The following is a 15,188-nucleotide window of genomic DNA, read 5'->3' as shown; positions in this document are numbered from 1 at the left end:
CCGGAGGGGCTAAGTCCGCAGTGTGTTTCTTGTGTGCGGGATTGGCCCCTTGAATGCGGGGTTGGCCCTTTGTGTGCGGGGTTGGCCCTTTGTGTGCGGGGTTGGCGGGCTCATTGGAGGGGTTAAGTCCGCAGTGTGTTTCTTGTGTGCGGGGTTGGCCCTTTGTGTGCGGGCTTGGCAACTCGTGCACGCAAGGAGCACGCGTCGCGTCGCCTCACGCCCTGATGAGCATCTCGAGGAATGCCTGCGCGGTCTCACCCGGCAGCTCGACATCCCCTTTCTGCGCCTGCACCCGCAGGATCCTTTCAATGAGCTTGGCCCGCAGCCCCTGCGGATCGAGTACATCGGCCCACCCGACGCGGATGACCGTCCATCCCGCGTCCTCCAATGAGCGTTGACGTGCGAGGAAGTCCCGCTTCGCCCGGTGGAAGGACGCCTCGTCAGCCCCCATCTTCCCGACGCCGTCGAATTCGATGAGAATGCGCCATCTCACCAGGGCGAAATCTGCGAAGTACCTCCTGCCTCCCGTGAAGATCTCGTACTGGCTGACGAGTTCGTCCGGGAACAGCGTGAGGAGCACCCCGAGCAGTCCGATCTCCCCGATGCTTTCACAGGCGGCGTGGGAGTAGCGGACGATGAGCTCAGCGCGATGGAGACCGCGAAGGCTCCGCGGTTCGTTCATGCGCCGGAGCTTCTCCAGCATGCGCCTCTTCACCTGATGCTCCCGGACCCGCGATTCCTCGATACGGAAGCGATCGAAGGCGCTGAGCGCGCGCAGCGACTCGCAGACGCAGGTGAGCGCGTCGAGAACCGGTCGTGTGCATGCCATGTGCAAAGAGACCGTTTCAAGGGGGTCGGCGAGGACGCCGTCGATCTCGAGTCGCTCATCTTCGAAGAGTGCGGAGGTGATTTGCCGGATCCGCACGCCCGGTACGGTGCAGGAGCCGATGGCGACCTCGGGGAGGGCCGTAGTGGAATAGCGCCAGCTGGCCCGCAGGAAGACATCGGGGTTCGGCGCCCACGGGGTGAGGCCGTGGAGGATCATCGCGGATTCATCGGTGAATACGGGCGGACGGCTGCATGCGCCGTGAACCGCGAGGATGCGCGCGCCCGCGACGAGCCCGCGGATGTCCCAAATTTTGAGCCCGGCCTCCTCTCCCGTGAGGCTCAGACTGAAGCCGCGTTTGATGAGCACGGAGCCTTCGGAGCGCCGGGGCGGCGTCTTCCTGTGCGTGCGGATGAGCTTGGAGTGGGGGAGCATCATGATCGGAGTCTGGCGCTCTTCGCTCCGATGCGTCAGGGCGTCCGCCCTCGTCTGTGGAAAACGGCCGGGGGACGAGGGCGGGGCTGCGGGCGGGTGGGGCGGATGCTGGGGCGCTCGCCTAGAATGACGAGCGTGTCTCTCACCATCGGAATCGCCGGACTGCCCAATGTCGGCAAGTCGACCCTGTTCAATGCCCTGACCCGCGCGACCGTGCTCGCCGCGAACTACCCCTTCGCGACGATCGAGCCGAATGTCGGCGTCGTGCCGCTGCCCGACCCGCGGCTCAAGGTCCTCGCCGAGATGTTCCACTCGGAGAAGATCATCCCGGCGACCGTGTCCTTCGTCGACATCGCCGGCATCGTCCGTGGCGCATCCGAGGGCGAGGGCCTGGGCAACCAGTTCCTCGCGAATATCCGCGAGGCCGACGCGATCTGTCAGGTGACCAGGGCCTTCGCAGACCCTGATGTCGTGCACGTCGATGGCAAAGTCGATCCGGCCTCCGATATCGAGACGATCCAGACCGAGCTCATCCTCGCCGACATGCAGACCCTCGAGAAGCAGATCCCGCGCCTCGAGAAGGAGGTCCGCGGCAAGAAGACCGAGCCGGTGTTCCTGGAGACCGCGAAGGAGGCGCTGTCGCTCCTGGAGCGCGGGGAGCTGCTTTCGGGCCCGGAGGGGGCGAAGCTCGATCAGGCGGCGCTCAAGTCCTTCCAGCTCATGACGACGAAGCCCTTCATCTTCGTGTTCAACATGGATGCGAAGGGCATGGAGGATGAAGCCCTTCAGGCCGAGCTGCGCGGCCTCGTCGCGCCTGCCGAGGCGATCTTCCTCGACGCCCAGTTCGAGTCCGAGCTCGTCGAACTCGATGAGGAGGATGCGCGCGAGATGCTCGCCGAATCCGGTCAGGAGGAGGCGGGCCTGGACAAGTTGGCCCGCGTCGGATTCGAAACCCTCGGCCTGCAGACCTACTTGACCGCGGGGCCCAAGGAGTCGCGCGCATGGACGATCCGCAAGGGCGACACCGCGCCGCAGGCCGCGGGCGTCATTCACACGGACTTCCAGCGCGGCTTCATCAAGGCGGAGATCGTCTCCTTCAACGACCTCGTCGAGTACGGCGGCGTCCAGGAAGCCCGCGCGGCCGGTCGGGTCCGCATGGAGGGCAAGGACTACGTCATGGCCGACGGCGACATCGTCGAGTTCAAGTTCAACGTCTGAGCCGATTCTGCGCGGCGACCGCCCCGTCCTCGTTCATCGACGAGGGCGGGGCGCATCGCTTTCGCGGGAGCCCCGATCCCTCAGCGGTTTAGGCGAGCGCGGTCGCCTCGTGTCCGAGGCGCCCGATGAGCATCGAGGCCGCATCGCGGAATCGCTCGGCTTCGAGAAGCAGCGACACCGAGACGTAGCCGGCATCGGGCATGTCGAAGAAGTATCCGGGTTGGACGGTGAGGGCGTCCTCGACGATGAGGCGGGTGATGAGGTCGTCCTCGTCGATGGCCGAGGGGAAGCGCACGAGCGCATTCCACCCGCCCTCGGGTTCGAGCAGCTCGAGGGTCCCCGAGGGTTCAGCGCTCACGAGCCCGCGCAGCGCGGCGAGATTCCTCAGGCACCGGGCTCGCACCGAACGCGTCTGCTCGGGAATCTGCTCGCAGAACTCGGGCATCCGCTCGGTGATGAGCGCTCCGAGCGGCAGGAAGTCGTCGGCGATGGCGTCCATCCGCATCTTCGCTTCGGCCACCAGATCGGCTGGGCCCGAGACCTCGATCCACGCGAGCTTCGCGTGGGGCGCGGCGAGGCGCTTGGACAGGCCGTCGAGGGCGAAGGTGAGGACCTCGTCGCGCCCGGCGATGCGGACGCGGTCGACGCCGTCGGCGAGGCGGTAGTCGAAGAAGACCTCATCGGCGATGAGGGGGAGGTCGTGGCGCCGGCAGACCTCGACGAGTCGGGAGTACTCGTCGGCCGAGACGTACGAGCCCGTCGGGTTGTTCGGGCTGATGAGGACGAGGGCGCGGACGGCGCCTCCCTCGGGTCCGTCGAGGATCTCGGCCACGGCGGCGGCGTCGACCTCCCAGTGCCCGTAGCGGTGGAGCGGGTAGGCGAGCGCCCGCACGGCCTCGAGGCGCGCGATCGACTCGACGAGCGGGTAGCCGGGGGCGGGGGAGAGGACCGCGTCGCCCGGATCGCACAGCAGCTTGATCAGCCACGAGTAGGCCTGCGAGGTCGAGCTCAGGAGGTAGAGGTCGTCGGGGTCGACGACCCGGTTCTGAGTGACCGAGAGGAAGTCCGCCAACTGCGCCCGCGCTCGGCGCTCGCCCCGGGGATCGGGATCGTAGCTCGAGGGGAGGAGGCGGGGGGCGAGGCCGTGGCGCGTGGGGTTCGAATCGCTGAGCGCGACGGGGGGACGCCCCTGGGCTCTGGCGGCGGACTCCGCGCCGCTGATCGGATTGGGGCCGGAGACGTCGACGCGACTGGAGAAGCGCACGGGGCAACGGTAGTCGCCGCGACCATCCGAGGCGATCTCGGGGTCGTCGCCGAAGAAGGCGGCCGGCCGATCGGAGTCGCATGGGCGCTCTACCTGCCCACGGACGACTCGGGCTACGGCTTCGTCGATGAGGCGACGCCGGAGATCTCCCTGTGGGTCGCGGTGGACTTCCGCGGACGCGGTATCAGTCGGGAGCTCCTGCGCTCCGCCCTCGTCGCCCTCGCCGAGGCCGGAGCCCAGCGCGTCGCACTGTCTTGCGAGGCGGGGAACGGCCGCGCCCTGGCGCTCTACCGGAGCGAGGGCTTCGTCGCCGTCCTCGGCCGCGAGAAGGATGGCGTCATGCTCAAGGACCTCGCCTCCGCGCGCCGTTCGGCGGACTCGGAGGTAGCAGGGGATCCGTAGACTGGGGGCGACCGACGGTGAGGAGACGCCGATGGCCGGCGCCCGATCCGGCGACGCCCGCCGGGACCGGAGACGACCTCTGGGGGCCTCGAGAGGCCACGGCCGTCGAGACCTTCTTCGACCTCGTCTACGTCTTCGCGATCTCCCAGCTCGCCGAGCACCTCTCCGCCCACCTCGGATGGGAGGGCGCCGCGCAGACCCTCCTGCTCCTCATCGCGGTCTTCACGATCTGGTCCTTCACCACCATCGAATCGACGATGATCCTCGCGCGCACCCAGCGCTCCCAGTGGGTGATCCTCGCGGTGATGGTCCTCGGCCTCGTCATGAACTCCTCGATCACCGGGGCTTTCACGGGCAGTCCGTGGAGCTTCGTCATCCCGATGCTCATGATCCAGGTGGGGCGATCCTTCGCGACGAGCCGCGTCGACGTCGTGCCCGTCCTGAGGCTCCACTGCTACGCGATGATCATGTCGTTCGCTTCGACGTCGCCCACATGGTCGAGCGCTGCCGGATGTTCCTCCTCATCTGCCTCGGAGAGGCGATCGTCCGCACGGGAACGGGACTCGCGCAGTCGCCCCAGGGCCCCGGCCACGTCGTCGCGGCCTTGGCGACGATGGGCGCAGTCATCTGCGTGTGGTTGATCTTCTTCGGCCGCACCCAGGGGAGGGTCGACGCCTGGTTCGACAGACACGGGCCCTCTGAGGAGCTCCACCTCGGCGAGCTCGCGACCTTCGGGCAGCAGGCGCTCGTCATCGCCTTCGTCGCCTACGCGGTCGGCACCCAGGCGGCGGTCGCCGACCCGGAGGCGGTGCTCGGCCGAGCGAACGTCACGCTCCTCTTCGGGGGAATGCTCGTGTGCATCATCGCCTTTGCGATCTACCTCGCCCGTCTCACCGGTCGGCGCGGCTGGACGCCGTTGATCGCCTGTGTGGGGCTCCTCGTGCTCGCCGGCGCGCTGGCGGACCTCTTCGCGTGGACGGGCATGGAGGCGCCCCTTGTTCTGTCAGCGGTCATGGCCTTCACAGCGGCCTGGTACATGCGCGTCGCCCCGGCGAAACTCGCGTGCATCGAGGCGCGATAGGCCATTCTCCTCGGCTCCTGCCGCGCCTGTTGTCCTCTCCCGCGGATCGTCTCTCAGTGCACCGCGGGGTGATGCCGGTGCCGCGCGAGGATGGGAGATCGTGCGATGGCGCGAGCCTCCGACATCGCCGAGGGCGGTGGCGGCGCGTCCGGATCCTGGCGCCCGCGGCGCGGTGCATTCAGCCCCTGGTTCCATCATCAGTCCACGATGCGACATCGTGTCTGAGGGAGGCGTCGGTGGTTCCGCCCGGTCACCACCGGGTGCAGAATCCCGCCGAGATCCGAACTGGGCCGCGAAGAGGACCACGGACACGTGGATCGAGCAGCCCGTCAAGGAGTCCGGCTTCCTCTGAGCACGAGCCCGGCCCGGCGGCGCCCGCGCGTCGCAGGGCCGGTCCCATGAGGGGTCCCTCGTCCTCGTTCAACGCCTCCCCGCGCCGCGTCACCGATCCGGGTTTCGAAGGGATGGGGATCGAAGGCCGAGTGCGCGGGCGCAAACGGGTGCGGGTGTGTGCCCGAAATGCCGGCGGGTTCCGATAGTGTGGCAGTCAGCGAGCGGACCACCAGGTCTGCACCCAGCGCGAATCGAGAGCACGATGCCCCTCAAACCCTTCCTCGCAACCGCCCTCGCCGCGTCCGCACTCGGCCTGGCGGCATGCTCCTCGGGCCCCGACGCCCGCGGGCAGCTCGACGCCCTCGTCGAGGAGCTCGGCGACGAACTCATCGCCCTGCGCGTCAACTCGATCAACGATTCGGGGCCGCTCGTGACGATCGGCAAGAAAGAGGGCGAGGGGATCCGCTGGTACGGCCTCTCCCAGGGAGAGATCGACGAGGGCACGACGAGCGTCGCCGGCCTCCTCGCGCAGCCGCGTCCCGCAGACTCCTTCGACCTCGATGCCCTTATCGCGCGCATCGACGCGATCCGCGCCGATCCCGAGTGCCCGGGCGCTTCCGCACAGGAGGTCATCATCGACACGGGAATCGCGGCCACGGCCTCGTGCGACGAGCACTCCGGGGCCTCGACGAGCCTGTCCGAGTACGCGACGCTCGACGGCGAGCCGGCCGTCTACCCGGCGGCTCCCCTCGACGACCCGCAGGCCGTCGCCGAGGCGATGGCCGTTTTCGCCCGCGTCTACGGAATCGACTCCGCGGTCATGGTGTCAATGACGGACGACCTCGGCGCGTGGACGATGAGCGGAGCGCCGAGGCCGATGGCCGAAGGCGGATCCTGCTCTCCGAGCGTGCAGATCTTCACAGGAGCGCCGACTCCCGCCTTCCCCGTCATCTGCGATCCGGTCGAGGCTCCGGGCGGGCCGAGCTTCCCCCTCACCCCCTCGACGGCGGAGGCGATCGCCCAGACTGCGACGGAGATCCGGGGAAGCGGGATCGACGAGGGGCTCCTCATCGGCATCGACTTCACGGCGAACGACACCGGATTCACATGGACCGCGAGGCTCGACCCGATGGCGAAGATCCAATCCCTCACCAAGGACAACGTTGTCGTCATCAACCCGAGCGGAAGCGTCGACCTGCCCTGAGCGACACAGGGAAGGCACGGGGGAGCGGGGCGACGCGGGAGCGGGACGGAGCTCCGGCCTCCACAACGCCCGGCCTCGCCCTCCTTCGCGCAGGGGCGGCGCTTCACCCTGAGCGCAAGGAGCGCGACTCAGCGCGACGAGGCGGAGGCATCGCACTAGCATCGTCACGCCGCACACCGAGCGGCGGACGACTCCGACCGATGCCGGGGTCCAGAGCGCATCCCCGAGTCGAGGATGCGCGCTCCCATCGAAACGAGGAGGCGCAGGTGAGCTCACCGACATCGACCCCCGATCCGAATCGCTGGCGCATCCTCGCCGTGACGATGTCGGTCGCATTCATGGCCCTCCTCGACACGACGATCGTCAATATCGCCCTCCCCGCGATGCAGGACGGGCTCGCGGCGAGCGCGGGCACGATCCAATGGGTCGTCTCCGGGTACGGGCTCACCTTCGGCCTCGTCCTCGTCACCGGTGGACGGCTCGGCGACGCCCACGGGCGCAGGCCGCTCATGCTCGTCGGAGTCACTGCCTTCATCCTCACCTCCATCGCCTGCGGTCTTGCGCCCTCGGCCGGCGCGCTCATCGTCGCGCGCCTCTTCCAAGGCGTCTCCGGTGGCCTCATCCTTCCGCAGAACGCCGGAATCATCCAGACCTTCTTCACCGGTGCCGAACGGGCGCGGGCCTTCGGGGCGATGGGCTTCACCATCGGCGTCTCCTCGGCGATCGGTCCGGTTCTCGGCGGGCTCATCATCGCCGCCCTCGGCGAGGACGCCGGCTGGCGGGCGATCTTCCTCGTCAACGTCCCCATCGGGATCGCCCTCCTCGTCGCCATCGCCCGCATCATCCCGGCTGGCGGGGGTTCGGGTGATGGGCATGACCTCGACATCGGCGGCGCCCTCCTCCTCGGTCTCGCCGTCGCCTCCTTCATCTTTCCGATCGCGACCCTCGAAGACGGCGTCTCGACGGCCCTGTGGCTCCTCGTCCTCGTCCCGTTCCTCGCCATTGCGACCGACCGATACGAGCGCTGGATCAGTGCCCGGGGCCGGACCCCGATCCTCGACATCGACCTTCTCCAGCGCACGCCCGGCTACGTCACGGGCCTTCTCCTCGGTGCGCTCTACTTCATCGGCTTCGGGGGCCTCCTTCTCGTCTACTCCCTCTACCTCCAGCAGGGGCTCGGCTTTTCGGCCCTGTCGGCGGGCGCGATCCTCGTCGCCTTCGCCGGGGCGAACGCGATCGCCGCGCCGATCGGCGGACGCCTCGTCCCCCGCTTCGGTCGGTTGACGACCGTCGCGGCTCTGAGCCTCATGATCCTCGGAATGATCGCGACCGCGGTCCTCGTCCCGCCCCTTGCCGGCCGAGCCCGCGTCGCCGTCCTCCTCGTCACCCTCTTCCTCACCGGACTCGGCGCCGGGGCCGTCGTCTCCCCGAATCTCGCGCTCTCGCTCGCCAAGGTTCCGACCCGGATGGCGGGCGCCGCCGGAGCGGCCCTCCAGACGGGACAGAGGATGGGCGGCGCGCTCGGCGCAGCCGTGATGATGACGGTGTACGAGGTCGGCGTGCAGGCGTCCGAGGATCCGGGGACTGCGTTCCGCCTCGTCATCGCCGCATCGGTCGTCGTCATCGCCGCGGCTCTCGGTGTCGCCCTGATCGATCTGCGCCATGACTCGCCCCGACACGGCGGATCGGGAGCGGGTTCGAGGCTGTGAGGAAAGCTGCCGAAGCAGCAGGGGAGGGGGCCGGAGGAGTGAGGGCCCGTCCCCTTCACTCCTCCTCGACGCGACTCCACAGGTGATCGAGTGCGACCCTCGCGTGAAGGCGCACCCCGTTGATGAGCGCCTCGTCGTCCGCGTAGAAGGCCGGATGATGGTTGGGGACCGCTCCGCGTCCCCCTTGAACGGGTCGGAGCACTCCCTCGACGAACTCGGTGTCTTGGACGCCGAGGCCAATGTAGAGGCCGCCGTAGACGCCGACGAATTCGGAGACGTCGTCGTAGCCGAGAGTCGGCGCCGGCGCGAAGACCGCGTCCTCACCGACGATCGCCGCAATCGAAGGGCGGAGCGCGTCAACCCACTTGGGAGTGTTCGTCAGGGCGGGGACCGGTTGGAGGACCTCAACCTCGGCCCGGCATCCGAAGGCCCCGGCCGATCCGGAGACGAGTTCGCGCACATGCTCCTCGACCTCGGCCATCGTGCGGTCGTCGAGGGCGCGGATCGTCCCCCACAGGCAGACTTCCCGGCCGATGACGTTGAATCGGCCGACGTCCTCGACGTGACCGATGGAGACGGTGAAGGGTGTGAAGGCATCCGACCGCCGGTAGAGCTGTCCGATCCCGGTGAGGATCGCGCCGACGGCGGGCATGGGGTCGACGCCCATCCACGGGGTCGAGCCGTGGACCTGCTCGCCCGTCACCCGAATCCTCAGCATCGAAGAGGCCGCGAACTGCGTGCCCTCCATGAGGGCGACCGTGCCCTTGGGGAAGGGCTGAACGTGCATGCCGAAGGCCATCGTCGGTGCGAATCCCTCGAGTGCTCCGGCGGCGATCATTTCGCGCGCACCCCCGACCTCAGGAAGGGGCGCTCCTTCCTCGGCGGGCTGGAAGACGGCGAGGACCGTTCCGGGGAGCGAATCGCGCTGCTCGGCGAGGATCCGCATCGCGCCGAGGAGCATGGCCATGTGGCAGTCGTGCCCGCAGGCGTGGGAGACAGGGAAAGGGCCTCCCGGATAGGTCTCATCGACGGCGGTCGACGCGAAGGGGACGCCGGACTCATCGGGGACCGGCAGGGCGTCCATGTCGGCGCGCAGGACGACCGTGCCGTCTCCGGGCACGCCGCCGCGCAGGACACCGACGACCCCGTGCCCTGCGATGCCGGTCCGGATCTCGTCGAGACTGAATTGCGCGAGTCGGGCCGCGATGAAGGCCGCGGTCGACTCCTCGCGGTTCGACAGCTCCGGGTGCGCGTGGAGGTGGTGCCTCCACGCGATCACGTCGCCCGCCGTCTCCTCCGCCCGTTGGTCGAGTGCGTCCCGGGCCGCGTCGCGCTGCCTCGTGTTCATCTGCTCCTCGTCCTTCCCCTCCGTCTCCGATGCGTGATCACTGCGTCGAGAGTATCCCCGCTGCGGCGTGCATGGCCAAGACGAGGCACGAGAGGGGAGATGCTCCGTCGCCCTCCCATCCCCTCGTCGGCAAGGTCGCCCCCTTTCACGTGGGCCGCATCGCCTGTCGGCGTGAGTGGTTCCTTCGATCCGCATCCGGGATGGATCACGATCGAGGGCCCGATCATCTCGCCTGCCTCGGGATCTTCCTCGCGGCCATGGCGAGCGAGCGGCGCCCTTCGAAGCCTGCGCTCCGCGTCGCATTTCACCGGTGGAGCGCGCTCCTCATGCGACTCGAGGCGCCCGAGGTCGGGGACGAGCGCACGATCGTCTGAATCGGCGAGAACTCGCGGATCCGTTCAATGAGGTCGGCGCGCGAGGCCCGCGCGCGAGCCTCGAGCACGGGGCGGCTGAGGACCCACGAGCGGCTGAGCGAGGCGCGGCCCGCTCGCCGCTCCGCCTTCTCCAGCGAAGCGTCGAGGGAGCGCAGGAGCTCGGGGAGCGTGTCGAAGGCGCCGCGCGCCGGCGCCGAGCGGAGGACGCGGGCGAGGAGCGTGAGCCGACCGTGGCTCCACGCGGCGGCCGGCACGCGCCGAATCCGCAGGAGCTCCGCCCGACGCACGGGCTCGCCCGCCGCTTCACGGTCGGCGATGAGGTGGGCGGCTGGCTCCGCGAGGTCGAAGGGGCCGGACGCGACGATGTGGAGATGCGCGCCGGGAGGCCGCTCGGCGAGGAGCGCGAGGAGGAACTCCTCCCACTCGCCTTCGGCCCGCGCGAGGCGCTCCTCCTCCCCTTCGCGCCCTCTCGCCGGCCCCTCCGTTCTCGGCCGGAGCACATCGAGGGCGGTCATCGCGGCGACGAGGCCGCCCGGGCAGGTGCCGTTCATGTGGGGCCCGCGCCTCGAGCGGAGAAAGGCCCGGCTCGTCACGGGATCGAGGACGAGGGCGATCGCCGCGAGATCGGCGGTGAGGAGGGCGCCCGCGATCTCGACGAGCCGGTGGCGGGGGAGGGGGCGCCCCTCGGGAGCGATCCGCAGGTCGGCTCGGACCCGCGTGACCGTCGAGGCGCTCACCCCGAGTCGGGCGGAGAGCTCGCGCGTCGAAGCCGGTTCGGGGAGGCGGTCGTTCCTCGCGATCGCTTCGACGAGCTCCTTGAGTTCGAGCCCGGGGATCGACGCGGGCCTGCCCGCGCCTTTCGCGCGACCCGCGAAGGAGGCGATCCCCTGCGCGTCGAAGGCCCTCCGCCACGCGCGGGTCGTCGTCGGCGATCGGGAAAACTCCCGGGCGAGTGTCTCGTTCGACACACCTTGTGAGGCGAGGAGGAGCGAACTCGCCCGGATCGCGTCCTCGGGTCGTGTGATCGGGTCGAAAGCCACACGTTCGAGGACCCGAGCTCGAAGCGGTGAGATCCGTGGAATCACTGGCCTCGCGGGGCTCATCGCTGCTCGCGAATCCCGTGCATGCCGGGATTTCCGACCTCGACGCTCTCGCAGCGAAAGCGACAGTTTATTGTCATGCATCCGACCATACACTCGATCGACATGACCACGGTTCTCGCTCCCGCGTCGGCCCGCGCCGACGATGTCCGCGATCGTCTCGACGACGCCGAGCGCGCCGACTTCGACGCCATCGCCGCCGAACTCCTCGGCGTCACCCGCCTCGGCGTCGCCTACTCCGGCGGCGTCGACTCCGCACTTCTCCTCGCCGTCGCAGCCGAGGCTCTCGGCCGTGACCGCGTCCTCGCCCTCCTCGGCGTCTCGCCCTCACTTGCCGCCTCGGAACGGAGGATCGCCCGCAACGTCGCCTCCCGCATCGGCGTCGAACTCGTCGAATTCGATCCCGGCGAGGGGGAGCTCGCCGGATACCGGGCGAACGGCCTCGACCGCTGCTTCTTCTGCAAGTCCGCGCTCTTCACCGCGATCGACGAGACAATCGTCGCCGAGTACCGGCTCGACGCCGTCGCCTACGGCGAAAACCACGACGACTCGGCCCGCCCGGACCGCCCCGGATCTGCGGCCGCCCGAGAACATCGGGTCCTCGCGCCCCTCGCAGCGGCCGGCCTGACGAAGGCGAGGGTCCGGGCGCTCGCCCGCGCCCTCGGCCTCCCCGTCGCCGACAAACCCGCCGCCCCCTGCCTCGCCTCCCGAATCCCCCACGGCGAGGAGGTGACGCCCGCCAAACTCCGCCAGATCGAAGACGCCGAATCCGTCGTCCGCGCCCACGGCTTCTCCGACTGCCGGGTCCGCCACCACGGCGCGGTCGCGCGCATCGAGGTCCCCGAGGCCGAACTCGCCCGCCTTCTCGATCCCGAGGTGCGCGCAGCGATCATCGCCGGGGTCCGCGAGGCCGGATTCCTCCACGTCGCTTTCGACCTCGCAGGCCTCCAATCCGGACTCTTCAGCCTCACCCTCCTCACGGAGGCGCCCCGTGGCTGAGCATTCGACGCAGAGCGCGGCCCGAGCGGCACAACCCGGCGTCGTCGAACTCGACGTCGACCGGGTCCGCCGCCGCGGCTACCCCGAGGCGATCTACTGCGAGGGCAAATCACGTGAGGACCTGCGCACGATCGCCCGCCTCATCACCGACCACCCCGACACGCACCACCTCTTCACGCGGGTGGACGAGGAGAAAGCCGCGGCGATCCTCGAGATCCTCCCCGACGCCCACCACGACCCCGTCGCCCGCTTCCTCGCCTGGCCCCCGACCCCGCCCAGCCCGCAAGGCCTGCGCGTCCTCGTCGCCTGTGCCGGAACCTCCGACCTGCCGATCGCCCGCGAAGCGCTCCTCACCGCCCGCTACCTCGGGCGCGAAGCCTCCCTCATCGCCGATGTCGGCATCGCCGGCGTCCACCGGACCCTCGCCCGCACCGGCGAGTTCCGGGCCGCCGGAGCGATCATCGTCGCCGCGGGGATGGACGGCGCCCTGCCCGGCCTCATCGCCGGACTCGTCTCCTGCCCCGTCGTCGCACTCCCCACCTCCGTCGGCTACGGGGCCGCCTTCAACGGCCTCGCGCCGCTCCTCACCATGCTCAACGCCTGCGCCCCCGGAGTCGGCGTCGTCAACATCGACAACGGCTACGGCGCCGGGCACCTCGCCGCACAGATCACGGCACCGCGATAAGCGCCCGCATTCATCCGCTCACCTCCCACGGTGCGCGGCCCCGCCCTCGAAACCCATACCCCGCACCCCAGGAGGCATCATGCCGAGCATCACCCTGCCCTACGACCGCCGCACGATCGAGGCGAGTATCCCCGAGAAGAACTTCGCAGGGCTCATCCAGTCCGGCGCCGAGGACTTCCGCAACCCCCTCGGCGAGGCCGAAACCGTCGAACGCTCCCTCGACAACCCCATCGGCTCGCCGAGCCTCGAGGAACTCGCGAAGGGGAAGAAGGACATCGTCCTCATCTCCTCCGACCACACGCGCCCCGTCCCGAGCCGCATCATCACGCCGATCATCCTGCGCCGCATCCGCTCGGTCGCCCCCGACGCGCGCATCCGCATCCTCGTCGCCACCGGCTTCCACCGCCCCTCCACCCGCGACGAGCTCATCGACAAGTACGGCGAGGAGATCGTCGCCAACGAGGAGATCGTCATGCACATCTCCACCGATGATGACGCGATGGTGAAGATCGGCCAGCTCCCCTCCGGCGGGGACGCGATCATCAACCGCATCGCCTACGAGGCCGACCTCCTCCTCGCCGAGGGCTTCATCGAATCCCACTTCTTTGCCGGCTTCTCCGGCGGGCGCAAGGCCGTCCTGCCCGGCGTCGCCTCCTACAAGACGATCATGGCGAACCACTCCGGCGAATTCATCGACTCCGACAAGGCCCGCACCGGCAACCTCGCCCACAACCCCATCCACGAGGACATGGAATGGGCGGCCCGCACCGCCGGCCTCGCCTTCATCGTCAACGTCGTCCTCGACGGCGAGAAGAAGATCATCGCCTCCTTCGCCGGGGACATGGTCGAGGCCCACAAGGTCGGCTGCGACTTCGTCGAGAAGCTCGCGACCGTCCCCGCACTCCCCTGCGACATCGCCGTGTCGACGAACGGCGGCTTTCCCCTCGACCAGAACATCTACCAGGCCGTCAAGGGGATGACCGCCGCAGAGGCGACGAACAAGGAGGGCGGCGTCATCATCATGGTCGCGGGCTGCGCTGACGGACACGGCGGCGAGGGCTTCTACCGCAACCTCGCCGACGTCGCCGACCCCAAGGAGTTCCTCGAGGCGGCGATCAACACCCCGCGCCTCGACACCGTCCCCGACCAGTGGACGAGCCAGATCCTCGCCCGGATCCTCGTCCACCACCGCGTGATCCTCGTGTCCGACCTCGTCGATCCCGCCCTCGTCACCGGCATGCACATGGAGCTCGCGAGGAGCTTCGAGGAGGCCCTCGCCCGCGCCTTCGAGATCGAGGGCCCCGAAGCGAAGGTCGCGGTCATCCGCGACGGCCTCTCCGTCATCGTCAAGTGACACCCACCCGACCCACCCGTCCCGCACAACATAGATAGAGAAAACAGGGAGACACCATGGACTGGCAGCGACTGCTCTTCGAGTTCCTCGGAACCGGCCTCATGATCCTCTTCGGCGTCGGCGTCCACAGCGACGAAGTCCTCGTCAAGACGAAGTACCGCGGCTCCGGCCACATCTTCGCGATCACGACCTGGGCCTTCGGCATCTCCGTCGTCCTGTGGATCTTCGGCGGCGTGTGCATCAACCCGGCGATGGCCCTCACCCAGGCGATCCTCGGCCTCCTCCCGTGGTCGATGTTCGTCCCCGTCGCCATCGCCGACCTGCTCGGCGCCTTCGTCGGCGCCCTCATCGTGTGGGTGATGTACGCCGACCACTTCAAGGCCTCCGCGGACGAGGTCGACCCGATCGCCGTGCGCAACATCTTCTCGACGAACCCCAACTGCCGGAACCTCCCGCGCAACTACTTCGTCGAGGCGCTCGCGACGACGATCTTCCTCACCGCGATCCTCGCCGTCGACAAGAACCCGAACTTCACCGTCCAGCTCCCCATCGCCGTCGGACTCATCGTCTGGGCGGTCGGCATGGGCCTGGGCGGAACCACGGGCTTCGCGATGAACCAGGCCCGCGACCTCGGCCCGAGGCTCGCCTACCAGGTGCTGCCCATCAAGAACAAGGCGGACAACGACTGGGCCTACGGGCTCATCGTCCCGGGCACCGCGCCCTTCGTCGGCGCGATCGCCGCGGCGCTCTTCCTCCGCTACGTCCTGCCGCTCGGCCTGTGACCCCGCCCGTCCCGCCGAGCCTCAGCCCCTCGGCGGGACCGGGCAGTGCTTTCGGAACGAATTCAGGAGATCCC

Annotated in this window: 12 protein-coding genes and 1 pseudogene; 9 read left to right on the top strand and 4 right to left on the bottom strand. The window is 69.1% G+C overall.

Translation table 11 applies throughout. The features are described 5' to 3' along the window. Window positions 1-214 precede the first annotated feature (214 nt). A complete protein-coding gene (locus tag HD592_RS09020) occupies window positions 215-1,264 on the bottom strand; it encodes a hypothetical protein (protein ID WP_184453509.1) in 1,050 nt (349 codons plus the stop codon). Between the two features lie 132 nt (window positions 1,265-1,396). Between HD592_RS09020 and ychF the strand changes: the two genes are divergently transcribed. Continuing rightward, window positions 1,397-2,479, top strand: coding sequence for a redox-regulated ATPase YchF (gene ychF, locus HD592_RS09015; RefSeq protein WP_184453507.1), 1,083 nt, complete (start codon window positions 1,397-1,399; stop codon window positions 2,477-2,479). Between the two features lie 88 nt (window positions 2,480-2,567). On the opposite strand, the gene HD592_RS09010 is transcribed toward ychF, so the two are convergent. Next, the gene (locus tag HD592_RS09010; protein ID WP_184453505.1) at window positions 2,568-3,743 is read right to left on the bottom strand and encodes an aminotransferase class I/II-fold pyridoxal phosphate-dependent enzyme; all 1,176 of its coding nucleotides are present in this window, start codon (window positions 3,741-3,743) and stop codon (window positions 2,568-2,570) included. Here HD592_RS09010 and HD592_RS09005 point away from each other — a divergent pair. From HD592_RS09005 to HD592_RS08985, 4 genes and pseudogenes are all read left to right on the top strand, one after another. After that, window positions 3,624-4,145: a GNAT family N-acetyltransferase gene (locus tag HD592_RS09005; protein ID WP_184453503.1), complete on the top strand. Its 522-nt coding sequence runs from the start codon at window positions 3,624-3,626 to the stop codon at window positions 4,143-4,145. The genes HD592_RS09010 and HD592_RS09005 overlap by 120 nt on opposite strands. Before the next feature lie 17 nt (window positions 4,146-4,162). Next, a pseudogene (locus HD592_RS08995) lies at window positions 4,163-5,226 on the top strand (low temperature requirement protein A). Window positions 5,227-5,821: 595 nt separating this feature from the next. Next, window positions 5,822-6,763 carry a hypothetical protein gene (locus HD592_RS08990; RefSeq protein ID WP_184453498.1) on the top strand — a complete coding sequence of 314 codons (942 nt, stop codon included), beginning with the start codon at window positions 5,822-5,824 and terminating at the stop codon, window positions 6,761-6,763. Between the two features lie 266 nt (window positions 6,764-7,029). Then, a complete protein-coding gene (locus HD592_RS08985; protein WP_221437867.1) occupies window positions 7,030-8,472 on the top strand; it encodes an MFS transporter in 1,443 nt (480 codons plus the stop codon). 55 nt (window positions 8,473-8,527) lie between these two features. On the opposite strand, the gene HD592_RS08980 is transcribed toward HD592_RS08985, so the two are convergent. Then, entirely contained in the window at window positions 8,528-9,820 is a 1,293-nt protein-coding gene (locus HD592_RS08980; protein WP_184453494.1) for a M20 metallopeptidase family protein, read from the bottom strand. 304 nt (window positions 9,821-10,124) lie between these two features. After that, entirely contained in the window at window positions 10,125-11,162 is a 1,038-nt protein-coding gene (locus HD592_RS08975; RefSeq protein WP_184453492.1) for a hypothetical protein, read from the bottom strand. Window positions 11,163-11,399: 237 nt separating this feature from the next. On the opposite strand from HD592_RS08975, the gene larE reads away from it, so the two are divergent. The 4 genes from larE (at window position 11,400) to larD (ending at window position 15,114) form a co-directional block, all read left to right on the top strand. After that, the gene (gene larE / locus HD592_RS08970; protein WP_184453490.1) at window positions 11,400-12,293 is read left to right on the top strand and encodes an ATP-dependent sacrificial sulfur transferase LarE; all 894 of its coding nucleotides are present in this window, start codon (window positions 11,400-11,402) and stop codon (window positions 12,291-12,293) included. Continuing rightward, complete coding sequence (gene larB, locus HD592_RS08965) at window positions 12,286-12,978, top strand: nickel pincer cofactor biosynthesis protein LarB (protein WP_184453488.1); 693 nt, start codon at window positions 12,286-12,288, stop codon at window positions 12,976-12,978. Before larE ends, larB begins: the two co-directional genes overlap by 8 nt. A gap of 79 nt (window positions 12,979-13,057) precedes the next feature. Next, window positions 13,058-14,332 carry a nickel-dependent lactate racemase gene (gene larA, locus HD592_RS08960; protein ID WP_184453486.1) on the top strand — a complete coding sequence of 425 codons (1,275 nt, stop codon included), beginning with the start codon at window positions 13,058-13,060 and terminating at the stop codon, window positions 14,330-14,332. 56 nt (window positions 14,333-14,388) lie between these two features. After that, on the top strand, window positions 14,389-15,114 hold the full coding sequence (larD, locus tag HD592_RS08955) for a D/L-lactic acid transporter LarD (protein WP_184453484.1): 726 nt from the start codon (window positions 14,389-14,391) through the stop codon (window positions 15,112-15,114). The last annotated feature ends 74 nt before the right edge of the window (window positions 15,115-15,188 follow it).

The sequence above is a fragment of the Schaalia hyovaginalis genome (assembly GCF_014208035.1).
GTDB classification, from domain to species: domain Bacteria; phylum Actinomycetota; class Actinomycetes; order Actinomycetales; family Actinomycetaceae; genus Pauljensenia; species Pauljensenia hyovaginalis.
The sequence above is the reverse complement of the archived record's forward strand: the minus strand, read 5'-3'. Positions and strand labels throughout refer to the sequence as shown.

Coding starts and splice junctions, on each gene's coding strand:
- larA (WP_184453486.1), top strand. CDS start 13,058: ATGCCGAGCATCACCCTGCCCTACGACCGCCGCACGATCGAGGCGAGT.
- larE (WP_184453490.1), top strand. CDS start 11,400: ATGACCACGGTTCTCGCTCCCGCGTCGGCCCGCGCCGACGATGTCCGC.
- HD592_RS08990 (WP_184453498.1), top strand. CDS start 5,822: ATGCCCCTCAAACCCTTCCTCGCAACCGCCCTCGCCGCGTCCGCACTC.
- HD592_RS08980 (WP_184453494.1), bottom strand. CDS start 9,820: ATGAACACGAGGCAGCGCGACGCGGCCCGGGACGCACTCGACCAACGG.
- HD592_RS09020 (WP_184453509.1), bottom strand. CDS start 1,264: ATGATGCTCCCCCACTCCAAGCTCATCCGCACGCACAGGAAGACGCCG.
- larD (WP_184453484.1), top strand. CDS start 14,389: ATGGACTGGCAGCGACTGCTCTTCGAGTTCCTCGGAACCGGCCTCATG.